The organism is Microbulbifer maximicatervae (SeqCode), assembly GCF_052468155.1.
The window spans coordinates 5,147,133-5,169,388 of record NZ_CP174335.1; the positions used below are offsets into that span (position 1 = coordinate 5,147,133).

Consider the following 22,256-nt stretch of genomic DNA (forward strand, 5'->3'; position numbering starts at 1 on the left):
GTTTCAAGGGGTAGCTCCATGCTATGGCTTTGTATTCAATTCCCCAGGCTTCCGTTAGAAGTTCTGACCCGCGCTCAGCAACAAGGAGAAGAGGCTCTACCCCAAGTTGTGGTTGAAAAACAGTTGGTGATTGATAGAAACCCGGCGGCATCCCAATGCGGCGTTGAGACCGGACTCAGTATTGCCACTGCGTCTGCTCTCTGTGCAGACCTACAGCTGCTACAACGCGATTCCCAGCGGGAACAACAAGAGTTACAGCAACTGGCCCAGTGGGCATACAGCTTTACACCACTTGTATCACCTCAGTCCGCAGGGCCTATGAGCAATGGTGAGAGCACTCCCGCCCACCTCTACCTGGAACTGAGCGGCTGCCTAAAGGCCAGCGGTGGCTTCAAGGCATTGATACAGCAGCTGAGCGATGAGCTTGAACAGATGGGAATCCACAGCCTGATGGGCCTCGGCCACAGCCCCAGTGCAGCTCATATGCTAAGCCAACTGACCGAACACCGGCACTGGCTTGCGCAATCAGATTCTCCGCCCAGCCCTCAGCAGTGGAGACAGTGGATTAGCTTTGCCCCATCCAAGCTCCTTAATTGCGACAACAAAACTATTTCCAAGCTCTACGCATGTGGTATCAAGCGAGTAAGCCAGCTGCTCGCTATTCCACTCTCTGAGGTAGGCTCTCGTTTTGGTCGCCCATTTGTGGACTACCTGGCACGCCTGAACGGAACTCGCCAAGATCCAGTCTGTAGTTATCAGCCCCCAGCACAATTCCGCAGCGAGCTATTTTTCCCCAGCCCCTTGGATAATAGCGAACAGCTGCTATTTCCTATCGGTCGCCTGCTAAGGGAATTATGCTTCCAGTTGCAGCGACGCCAGCTCTACACACAACAGTTAAATTGGCATATGGATTTCGGCCAAAATAAATCTCAGGAAATAACCGTAGAACTCTCCACTCCGCAGTTGGACCCTCAACGCTTAGTAGCACTAACCAAGCTGCAAATGGAAAGAGTAACTCTTGATCAGCCAGTGCAGTCCATCAGCTTAAATTGCAAGCATTTACTCCCCTTGGAGCAAGGATCACTGGATGAAGATTTATTTGGTGAAGGCAGCCAACATAAACGCAATCAACAGCTAATAGACAAATTAAAAGCCCGCCTCGGTCATCAAGCACTCTCGGGAATTGCCCTAAAAGAAAGCTACCTACCAGAGCAGGCCTGGCAAAATACAGATACCCTGATAATTAAAAGTAACGCTAAGGGACAGCAAATTAAGCCCATCCAAGCACCGCGCCCCAACTGGCTATTAGCTCATCCAACCAAACTGGAAAGTAGCGAGCACAAATTATTTTATCAGGGAGAGCTACAACTATTACAAGGGCCAGAGCGAATTGATGGCTATTGGTGGCAGCACGGGCGTCATGGGCGGGATTACTATATCGCAAGAAATAAAAGAGATGAGCTCTACTGGGTCTTTCAGGATCTTACAACCGAAGAGTGGTTTTTACATGGCGTTTATAGCTAAGCCTAAACCCCTTTCTTAATACTGATCTTCACCAAAACCCAAATCCCATCACAATCAACAGATAGACGCCGAGAGAATCAGCATGAGGTACGCCGAACTCTTTTGTCAAAGCAACTTTTCTTTTCTGAAGGGAGCATCGCATCCGCAGGAATTAGTCCAAACTGCTTACAACCTGCAATATACAGCCCTTGCTATCACCGATGAATGCTCCCTTTCCGGAGCCGTTAGAGCCTATAAAGAACTTGAAACCATCAAGTCTACAGACTCTAAAAATCCCGAGTTTAAACTAATTTTTGGCAGTTATTTCCGGCTCCATAACAACACAGAAATAGTTCTACTGGCTCCGGACAAAACTGCCTACAGCGAGCTATGCCAGTTAATTTCAAAATCACGCTTAAGAGCGGAAAAAGGAACCTACATTACTTATCAAAGTGACCTGGTAGAGTTATGCAAAAACCTAATTGCCATCTGGATTCCAAATTTTAATAAGATAGAAATACCTGAAGAAATCAAGCAAACCTTCAGCGAACGGCTTTACATTGCCATCAACAATCACCTACACGCAGAGGAAAGCCTTAAGTCCAATAGAATTAGTGAGCTTGCAAGAAGAGAGAATATTTCCTTGGTTGCAACCAATCATGTCTTGATGCACTGCTATAGCCGAAAGCCACTACAAGATGTACTCAACGCAAATTACCATAACTGTACCCTGGATAATCTAGGGTATCGTATTGAGCAAAATGCTGAACGTTATCTTCGCAGCTTAGGTGATATCCAGTCGTTACACTCCAAAGAGTCTATAGACAATACCAACCTCATTGCCAAACAGTGTACTTTTTGCTTGAGCGAACTCAGTTACGAATACCCATCAGAAGTTATCCCTCAAAAAAGTAATGCGAGTAGCTATTTAAAGAAGCTAGTACAAATAGGAAGAGCTGCTCGCTGGCCACAGGGCCCTGAAAAGCGAATAGATGAAATTATCAATAAAGAGCTCGCAATAATAGCAGAACTGGAATATGAGCATTACTTTCTAACCATTTACGATATAGTCCAGTTTGCCCGGGAAAATCATATCTTATACCAGGGGCGTGGCTCTGCAGCCAATTCAGTAGTTTGCTACTGCCTATTCATCACAGAAATAGACCCTCATAAAATTGGTCTGCTATTTGAACGATTTATCTCACGGGAACGCAATGAACCCCCAGATATTGATGTAGACTTTGAGCACGAACGACGTGAAGAAGTTATTCAGTATATTTACACAAAATATAGCCGCGAAAGAGCTGGACTTACCGCTAGTAAGATCACCTACCGCTTTAAAAGCGCCGTAAGGGATATCGGCAAAGCCCTTGGTATCAACGCTGCCACAATAGAACAACTTATTGCTGAACGCGCCTGGTGGGACACTCTAGATAGTTTCCCCCAGCAGATGCAAAAAGTGGGAATAGATCCGAGCAGCGCAATAGGAAAAATGTTCCCACAGTTACTGCTGCAAATATATGGTTTTCCAAGACATCTATCGCAACATGTAGGCGGTTTTGTTATTACAGAACAACCATTGCACCAGCTGGTTCCAATTGAAAATGCCGCTATGGAGGATCGCACCCTAATCCAATGGGACAAAGAGGATATCGAAGATTTAAAACTAATGAAGGTCGATGTGCTCGCCCTGGGTATGCTAACTGCACTGCGTAAATCCCTGAACTATATTGCTCTATACGGCCCCAAATTGCGATTGCAGGATATTCCCGCCGAAGATCCACAGGTCTACGAAATGATGTGCAGGGCCGATACCGTTGGAGTCTTTCAAATTGAATCTCGCGCTCAAATGAGCATGTTGCCAAGATTACAACCTCGAAATTTTTATGAGCTTACTATAGAAATCGCCATTGTCCGCCCCGGGCCAATTCAAGGCGGCATGGTACACCCCTATTTGAAACGCAAGCAGGGGTTGGAGACCGTGCGCTACCCTCATAACAGTTTACGCCCAGTGCTTGAGCGCACTCTCGGTGTTCCTATATTTCAAGAACAAGTTATTCAACTTTCGATGGTCGCAGCAAGGTTTAGCGGCGGTGAAGCTGATGAGCTTCGCCGAGCCATGGCCAGCTGGGGAAAAAATGGGGACTTGTATAAATTCAGGGATAAGCTTGTGCGGGGAATGCAAAGTAATGGCTATAGGGAAGATTTCGCAGAACAATTATTTAATCAAATGAAAGGATTTGGCTCTTACGGTTTCCCAGAGTCTCATTCTGCTAGCTTCGCACTTTTAGCCTACTTCTCCGCCTGGATAAAACGTCATCACCCAGCGGCCTTCTATTGCGGACTACTCAATAGCCAACCTATGGGCTTCTATGCACCGGCGCAACTGGTTTATGACGCCCAGCGACATGGAGTTAAGGTACTACCCATTGATGTGCTCTATAGCATTTGGGACCATAACCTAGAAGTAGCAGGTTCTTCTTTTTTACATACCCCCCCTATTATAAATTATAATAATAGAGACAAACAACAAGCCAATGATTCACCTTTGGCATCCAGCCAAAAAATAAGCAATGGGCCCACAGTAGCTGCCATTCGTTTAGGTATGCGCCTAATTAAAGGACTCAAAGAAATTACAGCAGAAACTATTAGAAAATTAAGAAGCAAAGAAAGGATTTACTCCCTAGCACAGGTACAAAGTAGCACAAGCATTGATGAGGAACAGCTTACTCATCTTGTCAGAGCCAATGCTTTCGCCTCACTTGGTCAAAACCGCTACCGAGATAGCTGGGCCCCCTTAGATCGTAAGAAAATTGATCGTAAAATCTTTTTTCAAACTAAAACCACAATAAAAGATAACACCGATAGTGATTACCAGAGCATTGGCCTATCTTTAGCAGAGCACCCAATTGCGATTTTACGCAGGAGGAAACGCTTTCATAAGTGTGCCTTTGCCGAGGACCTTCCTCATTGCAGAGATAACCAATATATTAGTGTAATAGGAGTAGTTACCTGCAGACAGAGGCCAGGAAGTGCTTCAGGGGTTATATTTTTAACGCTTGAAGATGAAACTGGCTCTGTCAATGTAGTACTTCACAAAGCCCTACAAGAAAAATACAGAACCGAAATCATAAGCAGGAAAGTTTTATTGATTAGTGGGTTATTGCAGTCGACAAATAACAGCGATCAAAATACTTATAAAACAATACACCTGGTTGGACATAAACTAGAAAGCTTAAAATGGGAAACCACTCAAGAGACTAGAGACTTTTTCTAACCGCAAATGAATACTCACCGACTCTACTAGGAAATTGAAGATCATTATCCCCTGGCATATCTAAGAAATACTGGACCCTATGAAAATGACTTCATAATGGAATAACCCCAAACAAGCATCAGACAACTGCTACACCCGCACAAGTAAAAGAGGAGGGCGTGCGGGCTCCGGGCCGGTTAGCCTCCACGCAAACAACCTAAAAACCTCACATGAACCCAATGAAAATTCCAGCAGATATACGAGCGCCACTTATACTAGCTACCTAGTGCGAGCATGTGTTACGAGTGCTATAGCTTAGAAAGCAGTTCAACAACCTCTCCCGAACGAACATCTACCAATAGCTCTCCACGATAATACCGCGCTGAGTAACTATGGACTTTCAAGTAGTCCTGTTTATCTTGCTGAATTTCCTTTACCCGCTCAAAGCTATTCTCCCCATAAGGAGCATATAAATTTACATTAGTAGCAATATCCTCCCCCATAAAGTCCCACATTGACAAGATAAGCTCTCGATCAACTGCAGAATCCGGCAACTCCAAAGAAACCCAAGTTGGCCCAAGCCAAGAGACATGCCCTACCACATCTTCGTGCTGGACATGATTATTTTCAAAAGAATATTTATTGACGGTCGAGAAGCTCCCGTCATAGTAAGCAACTATCAAGGGGCGGCTATCTCCAACAACCCACATACCACCAACAATACATAAAAGCTGTAAACAACCAACAACAGCCAAATCCTTACGCAAACTCGCCTTAGCTTTATTAAACACAAGTAGCGTCAATAACGGACCTATTATCAAATCCACACCGGCAATTATTTTAATGCCTTGCCAGCCACCATCCACCTCAAATAAGAAGCCTGGATACCAAACCCAACGAATAAAAGCCCCGAGCATGATAAACAACAGAAAGCTAATAGCGAGATGTATAGAGAATGCTTGTAAACGATCTTTCACTGAATTAACAAATATAGAATTAAAAAATAAACAAAAAAAAGGGCGTGAATTCACGCCCTTTAAGAGTTTTAAACCTTAGTTCTGACAGCTTCCTGGCAGAAGTTGACGCGGGTATGCATTAGTCGCATTAGGGCCACACTTCCACTCAAAGATTTGCTTGCCGCCATCAGTAGTACCAACAACAGCACCAGTAGAGGTGTAAGGGGTCAAATCAATTTGGTTGGTGGAAGCTGTTAAACCAGTAAGCTCCGCTTCATCCGCAGTAATAGTGATCACACCATTTGCAGAAACCTGTCCAGCTTTAACATACTTTGTTGGTACAAAATTACAAATACTAGGCAGGATCCCAGAAACATCTGGGTCGAGTGCGTTATTAACAACATCACTCACCGCCGTACGGCAAGAAGCGGCCGCCATCATCACTTCTGTGCCTTTGGCTTTTGAGGTGTAATCCTGATAGGCAGGCAGTGCTACTGCCGCCAAAATACCAATGATCGCTACCACGATCATCAATTCAATAAGAGTAAAACCCTGTTGCTTTTTCATTGTAACCGTCTCCATACAGACTTTTGATTTAGTGAATCCCGTGAGGAAGTCGCGGAACAATATACAAGCTTCGTGCCAAGAGAGACAAGGCCCAATACCACTGCCCGCTTCAAGATACTTCATCAATTGCACTCAATCTTATAACTAACACAGGAATTACAGATACTGACAAATTCAAGCAGGTGGTGACAAAAATTGTCACCACCTGCTTGAATTCGCGCTATCTCGTAACCTATCCCATACGCTCCATACACCACAGTCCTCGTACTCCCTTCCCTTGCATCCACTGTTATAATGGCGAAAATTTCAAGCGCAGGGATTGGCGGCTTCGCTCCCCAGTGAAACTAAATGCGGCAGTATTAACTATGACAACCCCCTTGTTAAGCGGACTGGCCAAGCGATTAGTAGCAGACCAGGTTTTGGAGGAAACTACAGCAGAGGAGGCAATTAAGGCCGCTAAACGGGAAGGCCTAACTTTTGCACAGCATGCCGTTGAATCCAAGCTTCTTAGTAGCAAAGAGCTCGCGAAAATTGCTACGCAAGCCTTTGGATGTCCACTTTTTGACCTTGGCAGTTATGACTTTGATCTAATTCCCAAGAGTATCGTGGATGAAAAATTAATCAGCAAACACTTTACCCTTCCACTTTTTAAGCGGGGGAATCGATTATTTGTTGCTGTTGCTGATCCAGCCAACCTCTCTGCCCTCACTGAAATCAACTTTAATACCGGGCTAAATACCGATGCGGTCCTTGTTGAAGCCGATAAACTAGCCAAAGCTATCGAGAGCTATTTATCTGGCAGTGATGATATTAGCTCACGACTCGGTGATATAGACGACGAAGCCCTTGATGGATTAGATGTAGATGATACGGAGACCGAACAAAACAGTGACAGTGAACCCGGTGGTGACGAAGCCCCTGTCGTCAGATTTGTAAACAAGGTCTTACTTGACGCAATAAGAACCGGCGCTTCGGACATTCACTTTGAGCCCTACGAGAAATCTTTTCGCGTGCGCTTTCGCACTGATGGGATTTTACATGAAATTGCCAAGCCTCCCATACAATTGGCAACACGCTTGTCCGCTCGCCTAAAAGTGATGTCTAAAATGGACATCTCCGAGCGTCGGGTACCCCAAGACGGCCGAATAAAAATGAAACTGTCGAAAACCAAGGCTATCGACTTTCGAGTAAACAGCTTGCCCACCCTCTGGGGGGAAAAAATCGTACTTCGTATACTAGATCCATCCTCGGCCAAGCTTGGTATTGACGCTCTAGGCTATGAAGATGCGCAGAAGAAGCTCTACATGGATGCCCTTGCACAACCCCAAGGGATGATTCTAGTTACAGGGCCCACCGGCTCAGGTAAAACGGTCTCTCTCTACACTGGCCTAAATATTCTAAATACTCCAGAGCTCAATATTTCCACCGCGGAAGACCCTGTTGAAATAAATCTAGAAGGCATAAACCAAGTTAACGTATCAACCAAGGTCGGGCTCAATTTCGCCGAAGCACTCCGCTCCTTTTTAAGACAAGATCCCGACATTGTTATGGTGGGGGAGATCAGGGACTTAGAAACTGCTGAAATTGCAATTAAAGCAGCGCAAACGGGCCACCTAGTATTATCAACTCTACATACGAACTCCGCCCCCGAAACCCTAACTCGACTTATGAATATGGGGGTACCCACCTTCAATATCGCCACATCCGTAAGTGTAATTATTGCACAGCGCCTGGCTCGCAGACTATGTGGCGAATGTAAAAAACCAATCACATTGCCCGATGAGGTATTAAAAGCCGAAGGCTTTTCCACAGTCACTATCCCTGAAGAGGAGTGGACAATTTTTCAGCCGGTTGGGTGTGAACACTGCTCAAAGGGTTACAAAGGCCGCGTAGGTGTATATGAAGTAGTTCGCATTACAGACAGTATCTCCAGAATTATAATGGAAGGCGGCAACTCAATACAGATTGCCGACCAAGCCCTTAAGGAAGGCTTTAATAACCTAAGGATTTCAGCTTTAAGAAAAGTTGTAATGGGAGTCATCAGCCTGGAAGAGGCGAATAGGGTCACCCAGGACTAGCGGCGCCTTCGGGGATACATAGCGCACTTGAAATTTTGCAGGGAGCCTTTTAGCCCCACTTTAGAGTTATTCCTAGGATGAGCTAAGAATAAAAGGCTACCTTTTGCAAGTTTGACAGCCTTTTATGAGAGAATGAAAACAGGAACAGTAACCATGGCTAATGCCACAGCAGTTGAGTACATCTATAAAGGCATAGATCGCAAGGGTACCAAGGTGCAAGGGGAGATTAGCGGGACCAGCCCGGCCTTAGTCAAAGCCCAGTTGCGAAAGCAAGGTATTATTGCCAATCGAGTCCAAAAAAAACCAAAGGCTCTGTTTGGTAGTGGAAAGAAGAAAGTAAAACCAGCGGATATCGCACTCTTTACTCGCCAAATGGCCACCATGATGAAAGCCGGCGTTCCTTTGGTGCAGAGTTTTGAAATTGTTGCTGATGGCTTGGATAATCAGGGGGTTAGAGAGTTAATACTCAAAATCAAGGAGGATGTCGCCTCAGGAACTACATTTGCGGATGCCCTGCGTAAGCACCCTTTGCACTTCGACAATCTGTTCTGTAATTTAGTAGCCTCTGGTGAGCAATCTGGCGCACTTGAAACTATGCTAGACAGGATTGCGACCTATAAAGAAAAAACTGAGGCATTAAAAGCAAAAATTAAAAAAGCAATGACTTACCCTATTGCGGTTATTGTAGTAGCGATCATTGTGACTTCTATATTGCTTATTAAGGTAGTTCCTCAGTTCGCTGAGACATTCTCAAGTTTTGGCGCCGATTTACCGGCTTTTACCAAGCTTGTAGTCAGCTTATCTGAATGGATGCAACGTAACTGGTTTATTCTTCTAGCTGCTGCCGTCATCGGAATAGGCGGTCTTCTTGAAGCGAAAAAACGTAATAAAAGCGTTGCCGAATTTATTGATAGGCTTGTACTAAGAATACCTATCCTAGGGCAAATAACCTACAATTCAATAGCAGCTCGCTTTGCTCGCACCCTTTCTACAACTTTTGCCGCAGGCGTACCTTTAATTGATGCCCTAAAATCAGTTTCCGGTGCTACAGGTAATAGTGTTTATGAAGAAGCAACTTTAAAAATTAGGGACGCTGTAGCAACGGGTATTCCTCTTAATGCTGCCCTCCGTTCATCTGGACTTTTCCCCACCATGCTAATACAAATGACTGCTATTGGTGAAGAATCTGGTGCACTCGATGAAATGCTTGGAAAAGTCGCCGACTTTTATGAGGAGGCTGTAGATAATATGGTCGACAACCTAACCACCTTGCTTGAACCCATGATTATGGCTGTACTCGGCATACTCGTTGGTGGTTTAATGATCGCCATGTATTTACCTATCTTCCAGCTTGGCCGAGTGGTATAAGAAACTTTTTAATGCTCGAAAATCTATCCTTATATCCGGCGCTACTTCTCGTTAGCGCCTTTATTTTTGGCGCCCTAATAGGCAGCTTCCTCAACGTTGTAATCTTGCGCCTCCCGGTAATGATGGAACATAGCTACAAGCGGGATTTCTACAATTACTTTGACATAAAACCCTCAAGTGAAGAGCAGCGTGAACTAGGCAAGCCCTTTAATTTGGTACTTCCTCACTCCCATTGTCCCAAGTGCAAAGTGGAGATCAAGCCCTGGCAAAATATCCCCATCATTAGCTACCTTTTGCTTCGTGGCAAGTGCGGCTCCTGCGGCACCGCTATTTCCAAGCGCTACCCAATGATAGAACTGATTACCGGCATTCTGACCGCTGTCGTTGTCTGGCAGCTGGGCTTCACTTGGCAGGCACTGGCTGGATGCTTTTTTACCTGGGCCTTGGTCGCCTTAACGGGTATCGATTTTGACAAGCAGCTGCTTCCAGACAGCATTACTCTACCGTTACTCTGGGCCGGTTTGCTAATCAATATTTGGGGAGCATTTGCTTCTCTGCAGGACGCAGTAATTGGTGCTATCGCCGGCTACCTATCTCTTTGGCTAGTGTTCCACATCTTTAAGATTGTTACCGGCAAGGAAGGTATGGGGGCTGGAGATTTTAAAATCCTGGCAGCCATTGGCGCCTGGTTTGGCTGGCAAGTGCTGCCAATGGTCATCCTACTTTCCGCTGCTGTTGGCGCAGCTGCTGGCATTTCCTGGAGTATCGCCGTAGGGCGGGATCGCAATCTGCCTATCGCTTTTGGTCCTTATCTCGCCGGAGCCGGGTGGATCGCTATGCTTTGGGGGGAACAAATTATGAGCTGGTATTTCAATATTTCTGGCCTCAGCAACTAAACGACCAACTCACTATTGTCCTACCATTTGCTTTACTATAACCCCGGCCAGCTATCTGGCCGGGGTTTTTATTTATACCGCAACCTTATTTATTCTTGGGGAGGACAGCCATTGTTTACCGTAGGTTTAACCGGCGGGATCGGCAGCGGAAAGTCAGCAGCAGCTGGGTATTTCCGTGACCTGGGCATTAATGTAGTAGATGCAGACTGGGCGGCAAGGGTTGTGGTACAACCGGGAAAGCCCGCCCTGGAACAGATAGCCCGACACTTCGGGGCCGATGCCTTACTGGAAAGTGGCGAATTAAACCGGAGCAAACTGCGCACACTGATATTTGACGACCCAGGCGAACGTCAATGGCTGGAAAGTCTATTACACCCACTGATTAGAGAAGAAATAACTTCCTCACTGAACGCAAGTCAGGGGCCCTACGCAATATTGGAATCCCCCCTCCTGATTGAGTCAGGCCAATATGAGCTCGTTAACAGGATTTGTGTAGTCGATCTACCCGAGGCTTTGCAGCTTGAGCGCGCCAGCGCAAGAGATAACAGTCAGCAGGAACAGATTCGCAAAATCATGGCAGCCCAACTGACAAGGGAGCAACGATTAGAGAAGGCGGATGATGTGCTGGATAACACTAGTGACTTAGCCTCACTCAAAGCTCAAATAGAGCAGCTCCACCGGGAATACTTACGGATTGCTCGGCCAGAACAGTCGAGCTAAGTTAATTAGAGTACAATTCCGATTCAGATCACTTTAGAGCCCAAGCTAACTTATGCCTAAATCCAGCGTAACGCCGACACTCAACTGCCCTACCTGCAAAAAGCCCATTGAGTGGAGCGATAAGTTTCCCTTCAAACCTTTTTGTAGCGAACGTTGCAAGCTGATTGATCTCGGCGAATGGGCTAGTGAGGGACACAAGATTCCCGGGGAGTCAGTGTATGACGATGTGCTGAGTGATGACCTGGACCCGAACAAGCCCCGCCATTAAGGCCATCCAACCCATTTGAACAGCTGCCTGCAAGCAGCTGTTCAAGATGAAGCTTAGGAGAAACGCCCTTTTACCGCTTCAATAATTGCTTGATTGGCATCGGGGAATTGGAAGTTATCCAGCTCCCCAGCAGACACCCACTTGATTTCCTGCTGCTCTAGTCCAAGAGCCTCACCCGTGAACTGCGTTACCTGCCAGGTATCCAGCAGCACGGTTTTTTCAGGGTAATCGTGACGAATTTCTACCAGAGGCTGCAACTCCTGTACTTCAATAGCCACTTCTTCAAGTAGCTCCCTATAGAGCGCCTCCTGCACAGACTCACCAGCTTCCACCTTGCCACCGGGAAATTCCCAGCGCCCCCCCATATGCAAATGGTCGGGACGGCGGGCAATCAGGATCTTGCCGTCCCCTCGGGTTACTACACCGACAGCAACATGGACAACCTTACTCACTCTACTACCTCAAGTCCGATATTCTGCGTTGATGGTGACATACTCGTGAGAGAAGTCACAGGTCCAGATGTGCTCACTGCTGGCACCGCGACCCAGCTCTATACGGATAGTAAATTCAGGTTTTGAAAATACCTGCTCTCCAGCCTGCTCTTGATATCCAGATGCGCGCCCACCGGCACTTACCACCTGTACATTATCGAGGAAGATCTCCACCTTATCGGTGTCTAATTCGCCTTGGATAGCATTGCCGATCGCCATAACCAGCCGACCCCAGTTGGGGTCTGAGGCATAAAGTGCAGTTTTCACCAGCGGAGAATCACCGACTTCAAAAGCTACCGTCAAGGCCTCTTCACTGTTGAGCGCGCCATCCACTTGTACGGTAACAAACTTGGTCGCCCCCTCACCATCCCTGACAATGGCCTGGGCTAGCTCTATATGTATTTCCGAAATTGCTCTGTACAGCTCCAGGTAGCCAGTGTTCTCAGAGCTGCTGATCATCTCCCCCCGCGCACCTGTGGCCATCAAAACACAAGCATCATTCGTCGAGGTATCTCCATCTACGCTAATCCGATTAAATGAGGCCCCAACAACTTCGCGCACCATTTGATCTAGCAGGGGCTGCGTCACACCGGCATCAGTGGCGACATAGGCGAGCATGGTAGCCATATTCGGCTGGATCATACCGGAACCTTTGGCTATACCAACAACGGCAATCTCTTCACCATTAATCATTAACTTGCGGCTCGCAATCTTTGGCCGGGTGTCCGTAGTCATAATGGACTCGGCCGCCAATTCCCATCCGGCGGGATCAAGCTGTCCAGCAGACCCCGGGATAGCAGTGAGTAACCTCTCCATCGGCAAGTGCTCACCAATGACACCAGTACTAAAAGGCAATACTTGTTCAGCAGAAATCTTCAGTGCATCTGCCACCGCCTCGCAAGTAGCCCGGGCATCCGCCAGTCCCCTTACCCCAGTAGCGGCATTAGCATTGCCGGCATTAACCACCAGGGCTCGCACTTCTCCTTTGGCGATATGCTCTTTGGCCACCGTTACTGGAGCCGCACAAAAAGTATTCTGGGTAAAAGTGGCTGCAACTGAAGTTCCCTCAGCAAGCTCAACCAACAACAGGTCATTGCGTTCCCAGTCTTTGATCCTGGCAGGCACACTGGCGAGGCGAACCCCTTCGACAGCGGGTATGGATAATTCAGGCATAAGAATAACGACTTTGGGCTATCACAGCTGCAGGTAAACCTAGACCCCAGTTCACCCAAACGGAATAGCGGAAATAAATGAGCGGCCGACATTATCAAAGCCGAACCTCAGTAAGGCAAGCCAAAAATAAACTTATCTGCGGGATTAAAATTTTTTTCCGCAGATAATTCTTCTACCGGTTAAAAAAATACCCCGCTAAGCGGGGCACTTTCTGAATCCAAGCGGTAGAAAATTAGCTCTGGGTAGAGGAAGCCAGCTTGCCGTGACACTGCTTGTACTTTTTCCCGGAACCACAGGGGCAGGGATCATTGCGCCCGACTTTAGGACCGCGACGCTCCGGTGCCGGGGTAGCCGGCTGCTGCTCCTTGGGCTCACTTTCTGGAAGCGCCGAAGCTTGAGCGTGTTGCAGCTCAAGCTGCTGCCTGCGCTGCTCTTCCAAGCGACGCTGCTCCATCTCTTCCGCTTGCTCACGAGTCATCGGCTCTACGTGGGCAAGAATACGCACTACTTCATGCTTGAGGTTCTCCAGCATGCTCTGGAACAGATGGAAAGACTCGCGCTTGAATTCCTGCTTGGGGTTTTTGTTGGCGTAAGCCCGCAAACCAATACCCGCACGCAAGTGGTCCATGCTGGAAAGGTGCTCCTTCCACAACTGATCCAATACTTGCAGCATAATCTGACGCTCGATAGTCGGCATCAGATTGGCATCACCGGAAGATTCACCAATGCGGGAAACTTTTGCCGCATAAGCCTCCTGCGCGGCGACAGTAATCTTTTTCCGCAGGCTCTCTTCGTGCAGAGTGCGATCTTCATCGAGCCACTGCTGAACCGGCAACTGGATACCCAATTCGCCAGAGAGCTGCTGCTCAAGGGCTGGAATATCCCACTGCTCTTCTACGCTCTGGGGAGGAATAGAACCGGAGACAATGCCGTCAACCACATCTTCGCGAATGGCAGAGATGGTATCACTGATAACCTCAGCTTCCAGCAGCTCATTGCGCTGGCCGTAAATCACCTGACGCTGGTCATTGGCCACGTCATCGTATTCCAACAACTGCTTGCGAATATCAAAGTTGCGACCTTCAACACGGCGCTGGGCTTTTTCGATAGCGTTGGAAACCATGCGGTGCTCAATCGCCTCACCGCGCTCCATACCCAGCATCTGCATAAAATTCTTCACCCGGTCAGAGGCGAAGATGCGCATAAGGTTATCTTCCAGAGATAAGTAGAAACGAGTAACACCCGGGTCACCCTGACGACCTGCACGACCTCGCAGCTGGTTATCAATACGGCGGGATTCATGGCGCTCAGTACCGATAATATGCAGACCGCCCGCAGCGATCACCTGCTCGTGACGCTTCTTCCAATCTTTCTTGACTTGTGCGAGTTCCGCTTCAGTCAGTTCGCGATCTTTTTCCTGCCCCAAGGCCGTCGCTTCAGCTTCCCAGTTACCACCGAGAACAATGTCGGTACCGCGACCAGCCATATTGGTAGCGATAGTCACTGCACCCGGGCGACCCGCCTGGGCGATGATCTGCGCTTCGCGCTCGTGGTATTTCGCGTTGAGAACCTGGTGCTTAATGCCCGCCTTTTGCAACTTGCGGGACATTTCTTCAGAGGTTTCGATAGAAGCGGTACCTACAAGGATTGGAGCCTGCTTTTCGCGACAGTGCTTCACATCCTCAATAATCGCTTCCATCTTCTCTTCCTGGCTCAGGTAAACCAGGTCATTGAGGTCTTCACGTTGAATTTGCTTATTGGTGGGGATCACCACCACGTCCAGGCCATAAATTTGCTGGAATTCAAACGCCTCTGTATCCGCTGTACCGGTCATTCCCGACAGTTTGGGATAGAAGCGGAACAGGTTCTGGAATGTTGTAGAAGCGAGAGTCTGGCTCTCACTCTGAATCTGCACACTCTCTTTTGCTTCCAGCGCCTGGTGCAGGCCTTCGGAGAGACGGCGACCCGGCATGGTCCGACCTGTGTGCTCATCAATTAACACCACCTGGCCATTCTGCACGATGTAATCCACATCGCGATTAAACAGTACATGCGCGCGCAGGGCAGCGTGCACGTGGTGCAACAGACCCAGGTTCCCGGGGGCGTAAAGGGACTGATCTTCCTTCATTAACCCGCTGCGTGACAGCAGGTCCTCGATCAACAAGTGACCCTGTTCCGTCAGCTCAACCTGGCGAGTCTTTTCATCAACGGTGTAGTGCCCCTCCCCACCTTCTTCGGCACGCTCCAGCTGGGGAACCAACTTATTCATTGCCATATAAAGGTGGGACGAGTCTTCGGCGGCTCCAGAAATGATTAGCGGAGTACGCGCCTCATCGATCAGGATGGAGTCCACCTCATCGACAATAGCGAAGTTCTGAGGGCGCTGGGTACGGTCCTCTTTGCGCAACACCATGTTGTCACGCAGGTAATCAAAACCGAATTCGTTATTAGTGCCGTAAGTAATGTCAGCCTCATAGGCCGCTTTCTTTTCTTCCGGTGGCTGCTGGGAAACAATAACTCCCACCGTCATACCCAGGAATTCATACACCGGACGCATCCAATTGGCATCCCGCGAAGCGAGGTAATCGTTCACCGTAACAATATGAACGCCCTTGCCTTCAAGTGCATTCAGATAAGCCGGCAGGGTTGCAACCAGGGTTTTACCTTCGCCGGTACGCATTTCTGCAATACGCCCTTCATGCAGGGTCATCCCGCCGATCAGCTGAACATCGAAGTGGCGCATACCCATGGCCCGGCGACCCGCTTCACGCACCGCCGCAAACGCCTCAGGCAGGATTTGATCGAGTTTTTCCCCGTCAGCGAGTCGCTGCCTAAACTCATCCGTTTTAGCCCGCAGGCCTGCATCGTCAAGCTTCTGGAAATCCTCTTCCAAAGCGTTGATCTTTCCCACGACGCGTCGCATGCGCTTCAGCTCGCGGTCATTTTTTGAACCAAAGACCGATTTAATCAGTTTGCCAATCATTATCTAGAAACCACTTATCTTATTTGCGCTGTCGGCGCTAATATCGGGCAGATCGATGCACCGACGCTCCTTTATGCGAGGGGTGCAAGTAAACAGGAAGGCGCAAGCGCTGGCAACTCTTATGCCAAGCTACCAACAATTACGCGTAAAGGAAGGATAGTTCTTATCTGCCTGTGCGGCGGATATAGCTAGCTGGATCAACCGTGCGGTTGTTCTTATATATCTCAAAGTGAACATGGGGCCCGGTAGAACGGCCACTGGAACCCATCAGGGCAATAGTCTGCCCCCTCTTGACCACGTCACCCAATCCCACTTTCAGCTCACTATTGTGCCCATAGCGGGTTGAATAACCATTGCCGTGATTAATTTCTACCAACTGACCATACCCATGGCGCTCATCAGCCCAGGTGACAACACCTGCGGCTACTGAAACAACATCGGAGCCCATCTTGCCAGCAAAATCCACACCCTTATGCCAGGTCCTACGGCCAGTGAATGGATCGGTGCGATAACCATAACGGGAAGACATCCACCCCTTGCTGATCGGGCGGCCCGCTAAAAACTGCTCGTCCTCAAGCTTGAGGTTCGCCATCAGGGATTCGAGTGTGTTCAGCTGCATTTGGCGATCCTCAATCTGATGAGAGAGATCTCCAATAACATCCAGGAATTCCGGTGGCTGATACGGCAACTCCGATGCACCTGCGATTCCGGGGTCTTCCGGCCCACCGATAGCAGGTGCACTGCCAAACTCAAACTCTCCTTCATCGAGATTGGCAACAGAGGTTAAACGCTCACCCAGTGCATCAAGGCGAGTTAAACGCGCCTGCAACTCTGCAAGCTTAACGGTAAGAGCTGCCAGCTGCTCCCGCGCCTCTCTGTCTGCTTCAGCAATTTCTTCCTGCTGTTTGCGCAGTGCGCGGCTCCAGGCCTTGGCCGTTCGGGAATCAAATAGGTCAGTTTTAGTAACCGGTAAATTCGCCCCCAGCAGAAATGCACCCACAGGGAGGCTCAGCAAGCACAACCCCAACAGGGCTTTGCTCAAACTGCCAAAATTAAAGCTGCGAGTCGCACCGCGCTCATTAACCAGGATTACTTTCATAGGAACTGTGAGGAGTTCGACATTTTTAATTTTCGTTAGTCCCCAGCTCACAAGCCGAGGTGCCAAACCGATAAGGATACCAAAAATCTATAGGCTTTCTCTGTGAAACAATCATACAAAAAAGCCGGCACTATAATGCCGGCTTCTTGCGAAAGTATCAAACTGCCAAAATAGGCTTAATATAGGAGATCGGTGCTTCTTCCTGCTCACCTTCAAAGGTGACCATTTCCCAAGCATCCTCCTGAGCCATCAGGTTGCGAAGGGATTTATTGTTCAGCGCATGGCCAGACTTAAAGGCCTTGAACTCACCAATCAGGCTGGTTCCCAGAAGATAGAGATCGCCAATCGCATCCAGAATTTTATGTTTCACAAATTCGTCTTCATAACGCAACCCGCCTTCATTCAGAATACGGTATTGGTCAATCACAATTGCGTTATCAACGGAACCGCCCTGAACCAGGCCTTTGGAGCGCAAGTACTCGATCTCGTGCATAAAGCCAAAGGTACGGGCGCGACTCACTTCCTTCACAAAGGAGGTGCTGGAGAAGTCCACGGATGAACTCAGGTTACGCCCCTGGAAAACCGGGTGGTCAAAGTCGATTGTGAAGGACACTTTAAAGCCATTAAAAGGCAGGAAGCTGGCAACCTTATCGCCATCCTCTACAGTTACCGGCTTCTTGATTCGCAGGAATTTCTTCGGAGCTGCTTGCTCCTGGATACCTGCAGATTGAATTAGAAATACAAATGGGCCGGCACTGCCATCCATAATGGGCACTTCTTGCGCGGATAACTCGACAACCGCGTTATCAATGCCAAGGCCCGCCATTGCCGAGAGCAAATGCTCTACCGTCGCAATGCGAACATCACCCTTTTCCAGGGTGGTTGAAAGGAGAGTGTCGCCGACATTTTCCGCACGAGCCTCGATTTCAACAACCGGGTCTAAATCGGTTCTACGGAACACGATACCGGTGTCTACGGGCGCTGGTTTAAGGGTAAGTACAACTTTCTTGCCAGTGTGCAGACCTACGCCAGTGGCGCGAATAGCATTCTTAAGCGTGCGCTGTTTGATCATGAAACTATCTTTTCCCCGTCGGTGGACTACGCCCCTAAGGCGCAGCAAGCCATCGATACTAGCACAATTGCGACGCCAATACCAATTCTGGGCGAGTGGTCACCACAACTGTTCACCACCTACCTATATGAGGATAGATCAAGCAAAGATTGCAGCGCCAACGCATGTCGCTATGACAGCATTCTAAGATCCTAAGCTCCGCAAGCGCTGTTAATAATTGTTAATTATTTTAGATAGTTATTGCGACTCACCAATTCTGATCAAAATCTACACAAACGGGGCAAGGGCCCACCCATTCGACAAGGTAGACCCGAGCAAAAGCCGCACCGCAGCGGCAATACCCAGCCGGAGCCGGGCAGACATGAGCGGTGTTCTGCCTCTGCGGTACCGTTTTCTAGTCTGCCTGGCGGCGCAGGAAGGCTGGAATATCCAGGTACTCCATATCCGCATCAGCGGGATTCAGGGCAGGAGCCGGGCGCTTGGGGCGCTCCGCTTCAGCACGAGGGCGCGGATCAATGGCCTCGCGGCTTGCCAGTCCCGCAGAGCTGTGGCCAGTGTGAGCGCTGTGACTATCGCGAACCTCACGGGTTTCACGAACAGGCTCGCGAGGCTCTGGGCGGCGGGTATTATCCACCACCTTCGCCGGACGCGCTGCAGGAGTACCCTCGCCAAGACCTGCGGCCACAACGGTAACCCGCATCTCATCACCGAGCTTATCATCTACCGCTGTACCGATAACCACAGTAGCTTCATCGGAGGCGATTTCCTGGACAATCTCACCTACTTCAGAGTACTCACCCAGGGTCAGTTCCTGACAGCCCGCCTCTTCGCTACCGGTGATGATATTTACCAGGATACCGCGAGCACCTGCCAGGTTGACGTTATCCAGTAGCGGGCTTCGCACGGCTTTCTCAGCCGCTTCACGCGCACGGTTTTCACCGACGGCAGAACCGGACCCCATCATCGCCATGCCCATTTCAGACATTACGGTGCGCACATCGGCGAAGTCCACGTTCATGATGCCCGGACGAATCATCAGGTCGGCAATGCCTTGTACAGCACCCAATAAAACGTTATCTGCCTCTTTGTAAGCAGATTTCATTGTGATCTTGCTACCGAGTACTTCCAGCAAACGATCGTTGGGGATAGTAATCAGAGAATCAACTTTATCGCGCAGCTCGAGGATACCCTCTTCAGCTACAACTGTGCGTTTGCGCCCTTCGATCTTAAATGGGCGAGTAACTACCGCAACGGTAAGGATGCCCAGTTCTTTTGCAATCTCAGCGACAATCGGAGCACCACCGGTACCGGTACCACCGCCCATACCGGCAGTGATGAATACCATATCCGCACCGGTTAATACCTCAGCAATGCGATCGCGATCTTCAAGTGCGGACTGACGGCCAATATCCGGGTTTGCCCCTGCGCCCAAACCGCGTGTAATTGTGTTACCCAGTTGCAGGATAGTGCGGGCCTCAACATCTTTGAGGGCCTGTGCATCTGTATTTGCACAGATAAAATCTACACCCTCAACATCATTGGCGATCATATGCTTAACAGCATTACCACCACCGCCGCCGACACCAATCACCTTGATGACAGGCTTATCCTGTACGCTATCAACTAGTTCGAACATTGCTGTTCCCCTTTCTTGCTCATGTCGAATTTTACAGCCATGCCTAAAAAAAATCCTTCACCGGATGGCTAAATCTGGTTGCACTCTATTACAAATTTCCGCGAAACCAGTGCTTTACCTTGTCCCACCACTGATTATCGTTGCGCACAGGCTGTATTTTGCCCTCTCGAGCCTCTTCCTGCTGCATCGCATACATCAATAATCCAACTCCAGTGGAATAAATTGGGTTGCTGACGATATCCGTCAAACCTGCAATACCCTGAGGCACTGCTAGGCGAACCGGCATATGAAAAATTTCCTCAGCCAGTTCAACCGCGCCCTCCATTTTTGAAGAGCCGCCGGTAAGTACTACACCCGCCGCACACAAATCTTCGAAGCCGCTGCGACGTAACTCCGCCTGTACTAATGTAAACAATTCGTCGTAGCGCGGCTCAACGACCTCGGCCAATGCCTGTCGGGATAAATCCCTAGGCGCGCGATCACCAACGCTCGGTACCTTAATGGTCTCACCTTCGCGAGCGAGTTTTGCCAACGCGCACGCATATTTGATTTTCAAATCTTCTGCGTGCGGTGTCGGTGTGCGCAAAGCCATGGCAATATCATTGGTAACCTGGTCTCCAGCAATCGGTATCACACCGGTATGCCTAATAGATCCACCAGTAAACACAGCAATATCGGTAGTTCCCCCACCAATATCTACCATGCATACTCCCAACTCTTTTTCATCTTCGGTCAGGACTGCGTAACTTGAAGCCAATTGTTCAAGAATGACATCTTCTACTTCCAGACCACATCGACGAATACACTTTTCAATATTCTGTGCAGCATTCACTGCACCGCTGACCAAATGGACCTTTGCTTCGAGGCGAACACCAGACATTCCGAGAGGTTCTTTTACCCCTTCCTGATTATCAATCAGGTATTCCTGCGGAAGCGTGTGCAAAATCTTCTGGTCCGCAGGAATAGCGACAGCCCTGGCAGCATCAATAACACGATCGAGATCCTGTTGGGTAACCTCTCGATCCTTAATCGCAACTATACCGTGAGAGTTCAAGCTGCGAATGTGACTTCCCGCAATCCCTGCGTACACAGAGTGAATTTCACAACCCGCCATCAACTCAGCTTCTTCCACAGCGCGCTGTATAGATTGCACGGTTGATTCAATATTAACCACTACGCCCTTTTTCATTCCAGTGGAACGATGAGAGCCGATACCGACAATATTAAGTTCCCCATCACCGGAAGCTTCACCGACAATAGCGACTACTTTAGAGGTGCCTATATCCAGTCCAACAATCATGCGCTGATCGGATACCTGTGTCATTTTCGTGCCAACCTCGCTGAGCTGCATTCTGTTTCAGGTTCTGCTATCGGACCAGAACACAGCATTCGCTTTTAAACTTTTATCTATAAAACAGCCACCCGGGCTGCCTCGATGTTTACTTTTCTTCGTCTTTCCATTGAACCGCTACCGCATTGCTGTAGCGCGTATCGACGCTGACAACTTTTTGCAAGTGCGGCGCCAGTACACCCCGACTCAAATACAAAAAACGGTGTACTCGCTCCAATAAAGCATCATGGCCAAGTTTTAATTCAATTCCCGACACTAACTCCAGATGCCAACCGCTTAGGTCGTCAAATGACAACCGTTTAACCTCCATATCCCGCGTGGTCAGCAACCCCGCAAGCGCGCGGTATTGCAGCATAATCCGCTCTACCAACTCTTCATCCCCGGCAAGCTCGGGCAGGGACTGAACCCCCATATGTGACGGACGCGGCAACAGATCCCCATTCGCTACCAACAATTTATCTTTACCCCAGGTGGCGAGAGGTTGCGCTTCAGTGATATCAACCTCAACGCCCTTCGGCCAACGCCTGCTCACCGAGGCGGAAGTAATCCAGGGGTTAGACAGTAATGTCTGCTGCATCGCCTGAATGTCCGCTGAAAAAAAGCCCGCTTTCAAGTGAGGAAGAAGCACCTCTCTTAACTCTTCTTCAGTTACCGCATTAAAAGCCCCGCGTACTTCAACTTGCTCTAGGGCATCAACATTACTCAACTCAACCGATGGCACCCATCGCCATAACCAAACTGCACCATAGAGCAAAGCACTAAAGCCTGCGAACAACACCAATAAAAAAAAACACCGCTTCCAGTTCAGACGAAGCTTCTCGGGATCATCGGTTCCAAGA

General features: G+C 48.8%; 17 protein-coding genes. 7 read left to right on the forward strand and 10 right to left on the reverse strand.

Going from position 1 to position 22,256, the window contains the following annotated elements:
• Positions 1–18 precede the first annotated feature (18 nt).
• A complete protein-coding gene (locus ACJJIY_RS22120) occupies positions 19–1,524 on the forward strand; it encodes a Y-family DNA polymerase (RefSeq protein WP_445358839.1) in 1,506 nt (501 codons plus the stop codon).
• Positions 1,525–1,606: 82 nt separating this feature from the next.
• Positions 1,607–4,780 carry an error-prone DNA polymerase gene (locus ACJJIY_RS22125; protein WP_445358840.1) on the forward strand — a complete coding sequence of 1,058 codons (3,174 nt, stop codon included), beginning with the start codon at positions 1,607–1,609 and terminating at the stop codon, positions 4,778–4,780.
• Positions 4,781–5,067: 287 nt separating this feature from the next.
• Here ACJJIY_RS22125 and ACJJIY_RS22130 read toward each other — a convergent pair whose 3' ends face one another.
• Together ACJJIY_RS22130 and ACJJIY_RS22135 are read right to left on the reverse strand one after the other, a co-directional pair.
• Positions 5,068–5,736 carry a hypothetical protein gene (locus tag ACJJIY_RS22130; RefSeq protein ID WP_445358841.1) on the reverse strand — a complete coding sequence of 223 codons (669 nt, stop codon included), beginning with the start codon at positions 5,734–5,736 and terminating at the stop codon, positions 5,068–5,070.
• Between the two features lie 75 nt (positions 5,737–5,811).
• The gene (locus ACJJIY_RS22135) at positions 5,812–6,282 is read right to left on the reverse strand and encodes a pilin (RefSeq protein WP_445358842.1); all 471 of its coding nucleotides are present in this window, start codon (positions 6,280–6,282) and stop codon (positions 5,812–5,814) included.
• A 365-nt stretch (positions 6,283–6,647) separates the two neighbouring features.
• On the opposite strand from ACJJIY_RS22135, the gene pilB reads away from it, so the two are divergent.
• The 5 genes from pilB (at position 6,648) to yacG (ending at position 11,612) form a co-directional block, all read left to right on the forward strand.
• Positions 6,648–8,360 (forward strand): type IV-A pilus assembly ATPase PilB, encoded by a 1,713-nt coding sequence (gene pilB / locus ACJJIY_RS22140; protein WP_445358843.1) that lies wholly within the window; start codon positions 6,648–6,650, stop codon positions 8,358–8,360.
• 153 nt (positions 8,361–8,513) lie between these two features.
• Positions 8,514–9,728 (forward strand): type II secretion system F family protein, encoded by a 1,215-nt coding sequence (locus ACJJIY_RS22145; RefSeq protein WP_444896379.1) that lies wholly within the window; start codon positions 8,514–8,516, stop codon positions 9,726–9,728.
• 11 nt (positions 9,729–9,739) lie between these two features.
• The gene (locus ACJJIY_RS22150; protein ID WP_444896378.1) at positions 9,740–10,624 is read left to right on the forward strand and encodes a prepilin peptidase; all 885 of its coding nucleotides are present in this window, start codon (positions 9,740–9,742) and stop codon (positions 10,622–10,624) included.
• A gap of 111 nt (positions 10,625–10,735) precedes the next feature.
• A complete protein-coding gene (gene coaE, locus ACJJIY_RS22155) occupies positions 10,736–11,344 on the forward strand; it encodes a dephospho-CoA kinase (protein WP_445358844.1) in 609 nt (202 codons plus the stop codon).
• Between the two features lie 52 nt (positions 11,345–11,396).
• Complete coding sequence (yacG, locus tag ACJJIY_RS22160) at positions 11,397–11,612, forward strand: DNA gyrase inhibitor YacG (RefSeq protein ID WP_108734183.1); 216 nt, start codon at positions 11,397–11,399, stop codon at positions 11,610–11,612.
• 53 nt (positions 11,613–11,665) lie between these two features.
• Here the strand turns inward: yacG and mutT are convergent, their stop codons facing one another.
• The 8 genes from mutT to ACJJIY_RS22200 all read right to left on the reverse strand — a co-directional run bounded on the left by mutT (position 11,666) and on the right by ACJJIY_RS22200 (position 22,195).
• Complete coding sequence (gene mutT, locus ACJJIY_RS22165) at positions 11,666–12,064, reverse strand: 8-oxo-dGTP diphosphatase MutT (RefSeq protein ID WP_444896376.1); 399 nt, start codon at positions 12,062–12,064, stop codon at positions 11,666–11,668.
• A gap of 9 nt (positions 12,065–12,073) precedes the next feature.
• Positions 12,074–13,276 (reverse strand): bifunctional glutamate N-acetyltransferase/amino-acid acetyltransferase ArgJ, encoded by a 1,203-nt coding sequence (gene argJ / locus ACJJIY_RS22170; RefSeq protein ID WP_445358845.1) that lies wholly within the window; start codon positions 13,274–13,276, stop codon positions 12,074–12,076.
• Between the two features lie 232 nt (positions 13,277–13,508).
• Positions 13,509–16,259, reverse strand: a complete 2,751-nt coding sequence (gene secA, locus ACJJIY_RS22175; protein WP_445358846.1) for a preprotein translocase subunit SecA — start codon at positions 16,257–16,259, stop codon at positions 13,509–13,511.
• 163 nt (positions 16,260–16,422) lie between these two features.
• Positions 16,423–17,358, reverse strand: a complete 936-nt coding sequence (locus ACJJIY_RS22180; protein ID WP_413663007.1) for a M23 family metallopeptidase — start codon at positions 17,356–17,358, stop codon at positions 16,423–16,425.
• Between the two features lie 157 nt (positions 17,359–17,515).
• Entirely contained in the window at positions 17,516–18,430 is a 915-nt protein-coding gene (lpxC, locus tag ACJJIY_RS22185) for a UDP-3-O-acyl-N-acetylglucosamine deacetylase (RefSeq protein WP_282933860.1), read from the reverse strand.
• A gap of 394 nt (positions 18,431–18,824) precedes the next feature.
• Positions 18,825–20,066: a cell division protein FtsZ gene (ftsZ, locus tag ACJJIY_RS22190; RefSeq protein ID WP_444896373.1), complete on the reverse strand. Its 1,242-nt coding sequence runs from the start codon at positions 20,064–20,066 to the stop codon at positions 18,825–18,827.
• 88 nt (positions 20,067–20,154) lie between these two features.
• The gene (gene ftsA / locus ACJJIY_RS22195) at positions 20,155–21,390 is read right to left on the reverse strand and encodes a cell division protein FtsA (protein ID WP_282933862.1); all 1,236 of its coding nucleotides are present in this window, start codon (positions 21,388–21,390) and stop codon (positions 20,155–20,157) included.
• A 115-nt stretch (positions 21,391–21,505) separates the two neighbouring features.
• Entirely contained in the window at positions 21,506–22,195 is a 690-nt protein-coding gene (locus ACJJIY_RS22200; protein ID WP_445359683.1) for a cell division protein FtsQ/DivIB, read from the reverse strand.
• Positions 22,196–22,256: the final 61 nt, after the last annotated feature.

Coding starts and splice junctions, on each gene's coding strand:
- ACJJIY_RS22125 (WP_445358840.1), top strand. CDS start 1,607: ATGAGGTACGCCGAACTCTTTTGTCAAAGCAACTTTTCTTTTCTGAAG.
- ACJJIY_RS22180 (WP_413663007.1), bottom strand. CDS start 17,358: ATGAAAGTAATCCTGGTTAATGAGCGCGGTGCGACTCGCAGCTTTAAT.
- ftsZ (WP_444896373.1), bottom strand. CDS start 20,066: ATGTTCGAACTAGTTGATAGCGTACAGGATAAGCCTGTCATCAAGGTG.
- ftsA (WP_282933862.1), bottom strand. CDS start 21,390: ATGACACAGGTATCCGATCAGCGCATGATTGTTGGACTGGATATAGGC.
- ACJJIY_RS22120 (WP_445358839.1), top strand. CDS start 19: ATGCTATGGCTTTGTATTCAATTCCCCAGGCTTCCGTTAGAAGTTCTG.
- ACJJIY_RS22145 (WP_444896379.1), top strand. CDS start 8,514: ATGGCTAATGCCACAGCAGTTGAGTACATCTATAAAGGCATAGATCGC.
- argJ (WP_445358845.1), bottom strand. CDS start 13,276: ATGCCTGAATTATCCATACCCGCTGTCGAAGGGGTTCGCCTCGCCAGT.
- ACJJIY_RS22135 (WP_445358842.1), bottom strand. CDS start 6,282: ATGAAAAAGCAACAGGGTTTTACTCTTATTGAATTGATGATCGTGGTA.
- yacG (WP_108734183.1), top strand. CDS start 11,397: ATGCCTAAATCCAGCGTAACGCCGACACTCAACTGCCCTACCTGCAAA.
- lpxC (WP_282933860.1), bottom strand. CDS start 18,430: ATGATCAAACAGCGCACGCTTAAGAATGCTATTCGCGCCACTGGCGTA.
- ACJJIY_RS22150 (WP_444896378.1), top strand. CDS start 9,740: ATGCTCGAAAATCTATCCTTATATCCGGCGCTACTTCTCGTTAGCGCC.
- secA (WP_445358846.1), bottom strand. CDS start 16,259: ATGATTGGCAAACTGATTAAATCGGTCTTTGGTTCAAAAAATGACCGC.
- pilB (WP_445358843.1), top strand. CDS start 6,648: ATGACAACCCCCTTGTTAAGCGGACTGGCCAAGCGATTAGTAGCAGAC.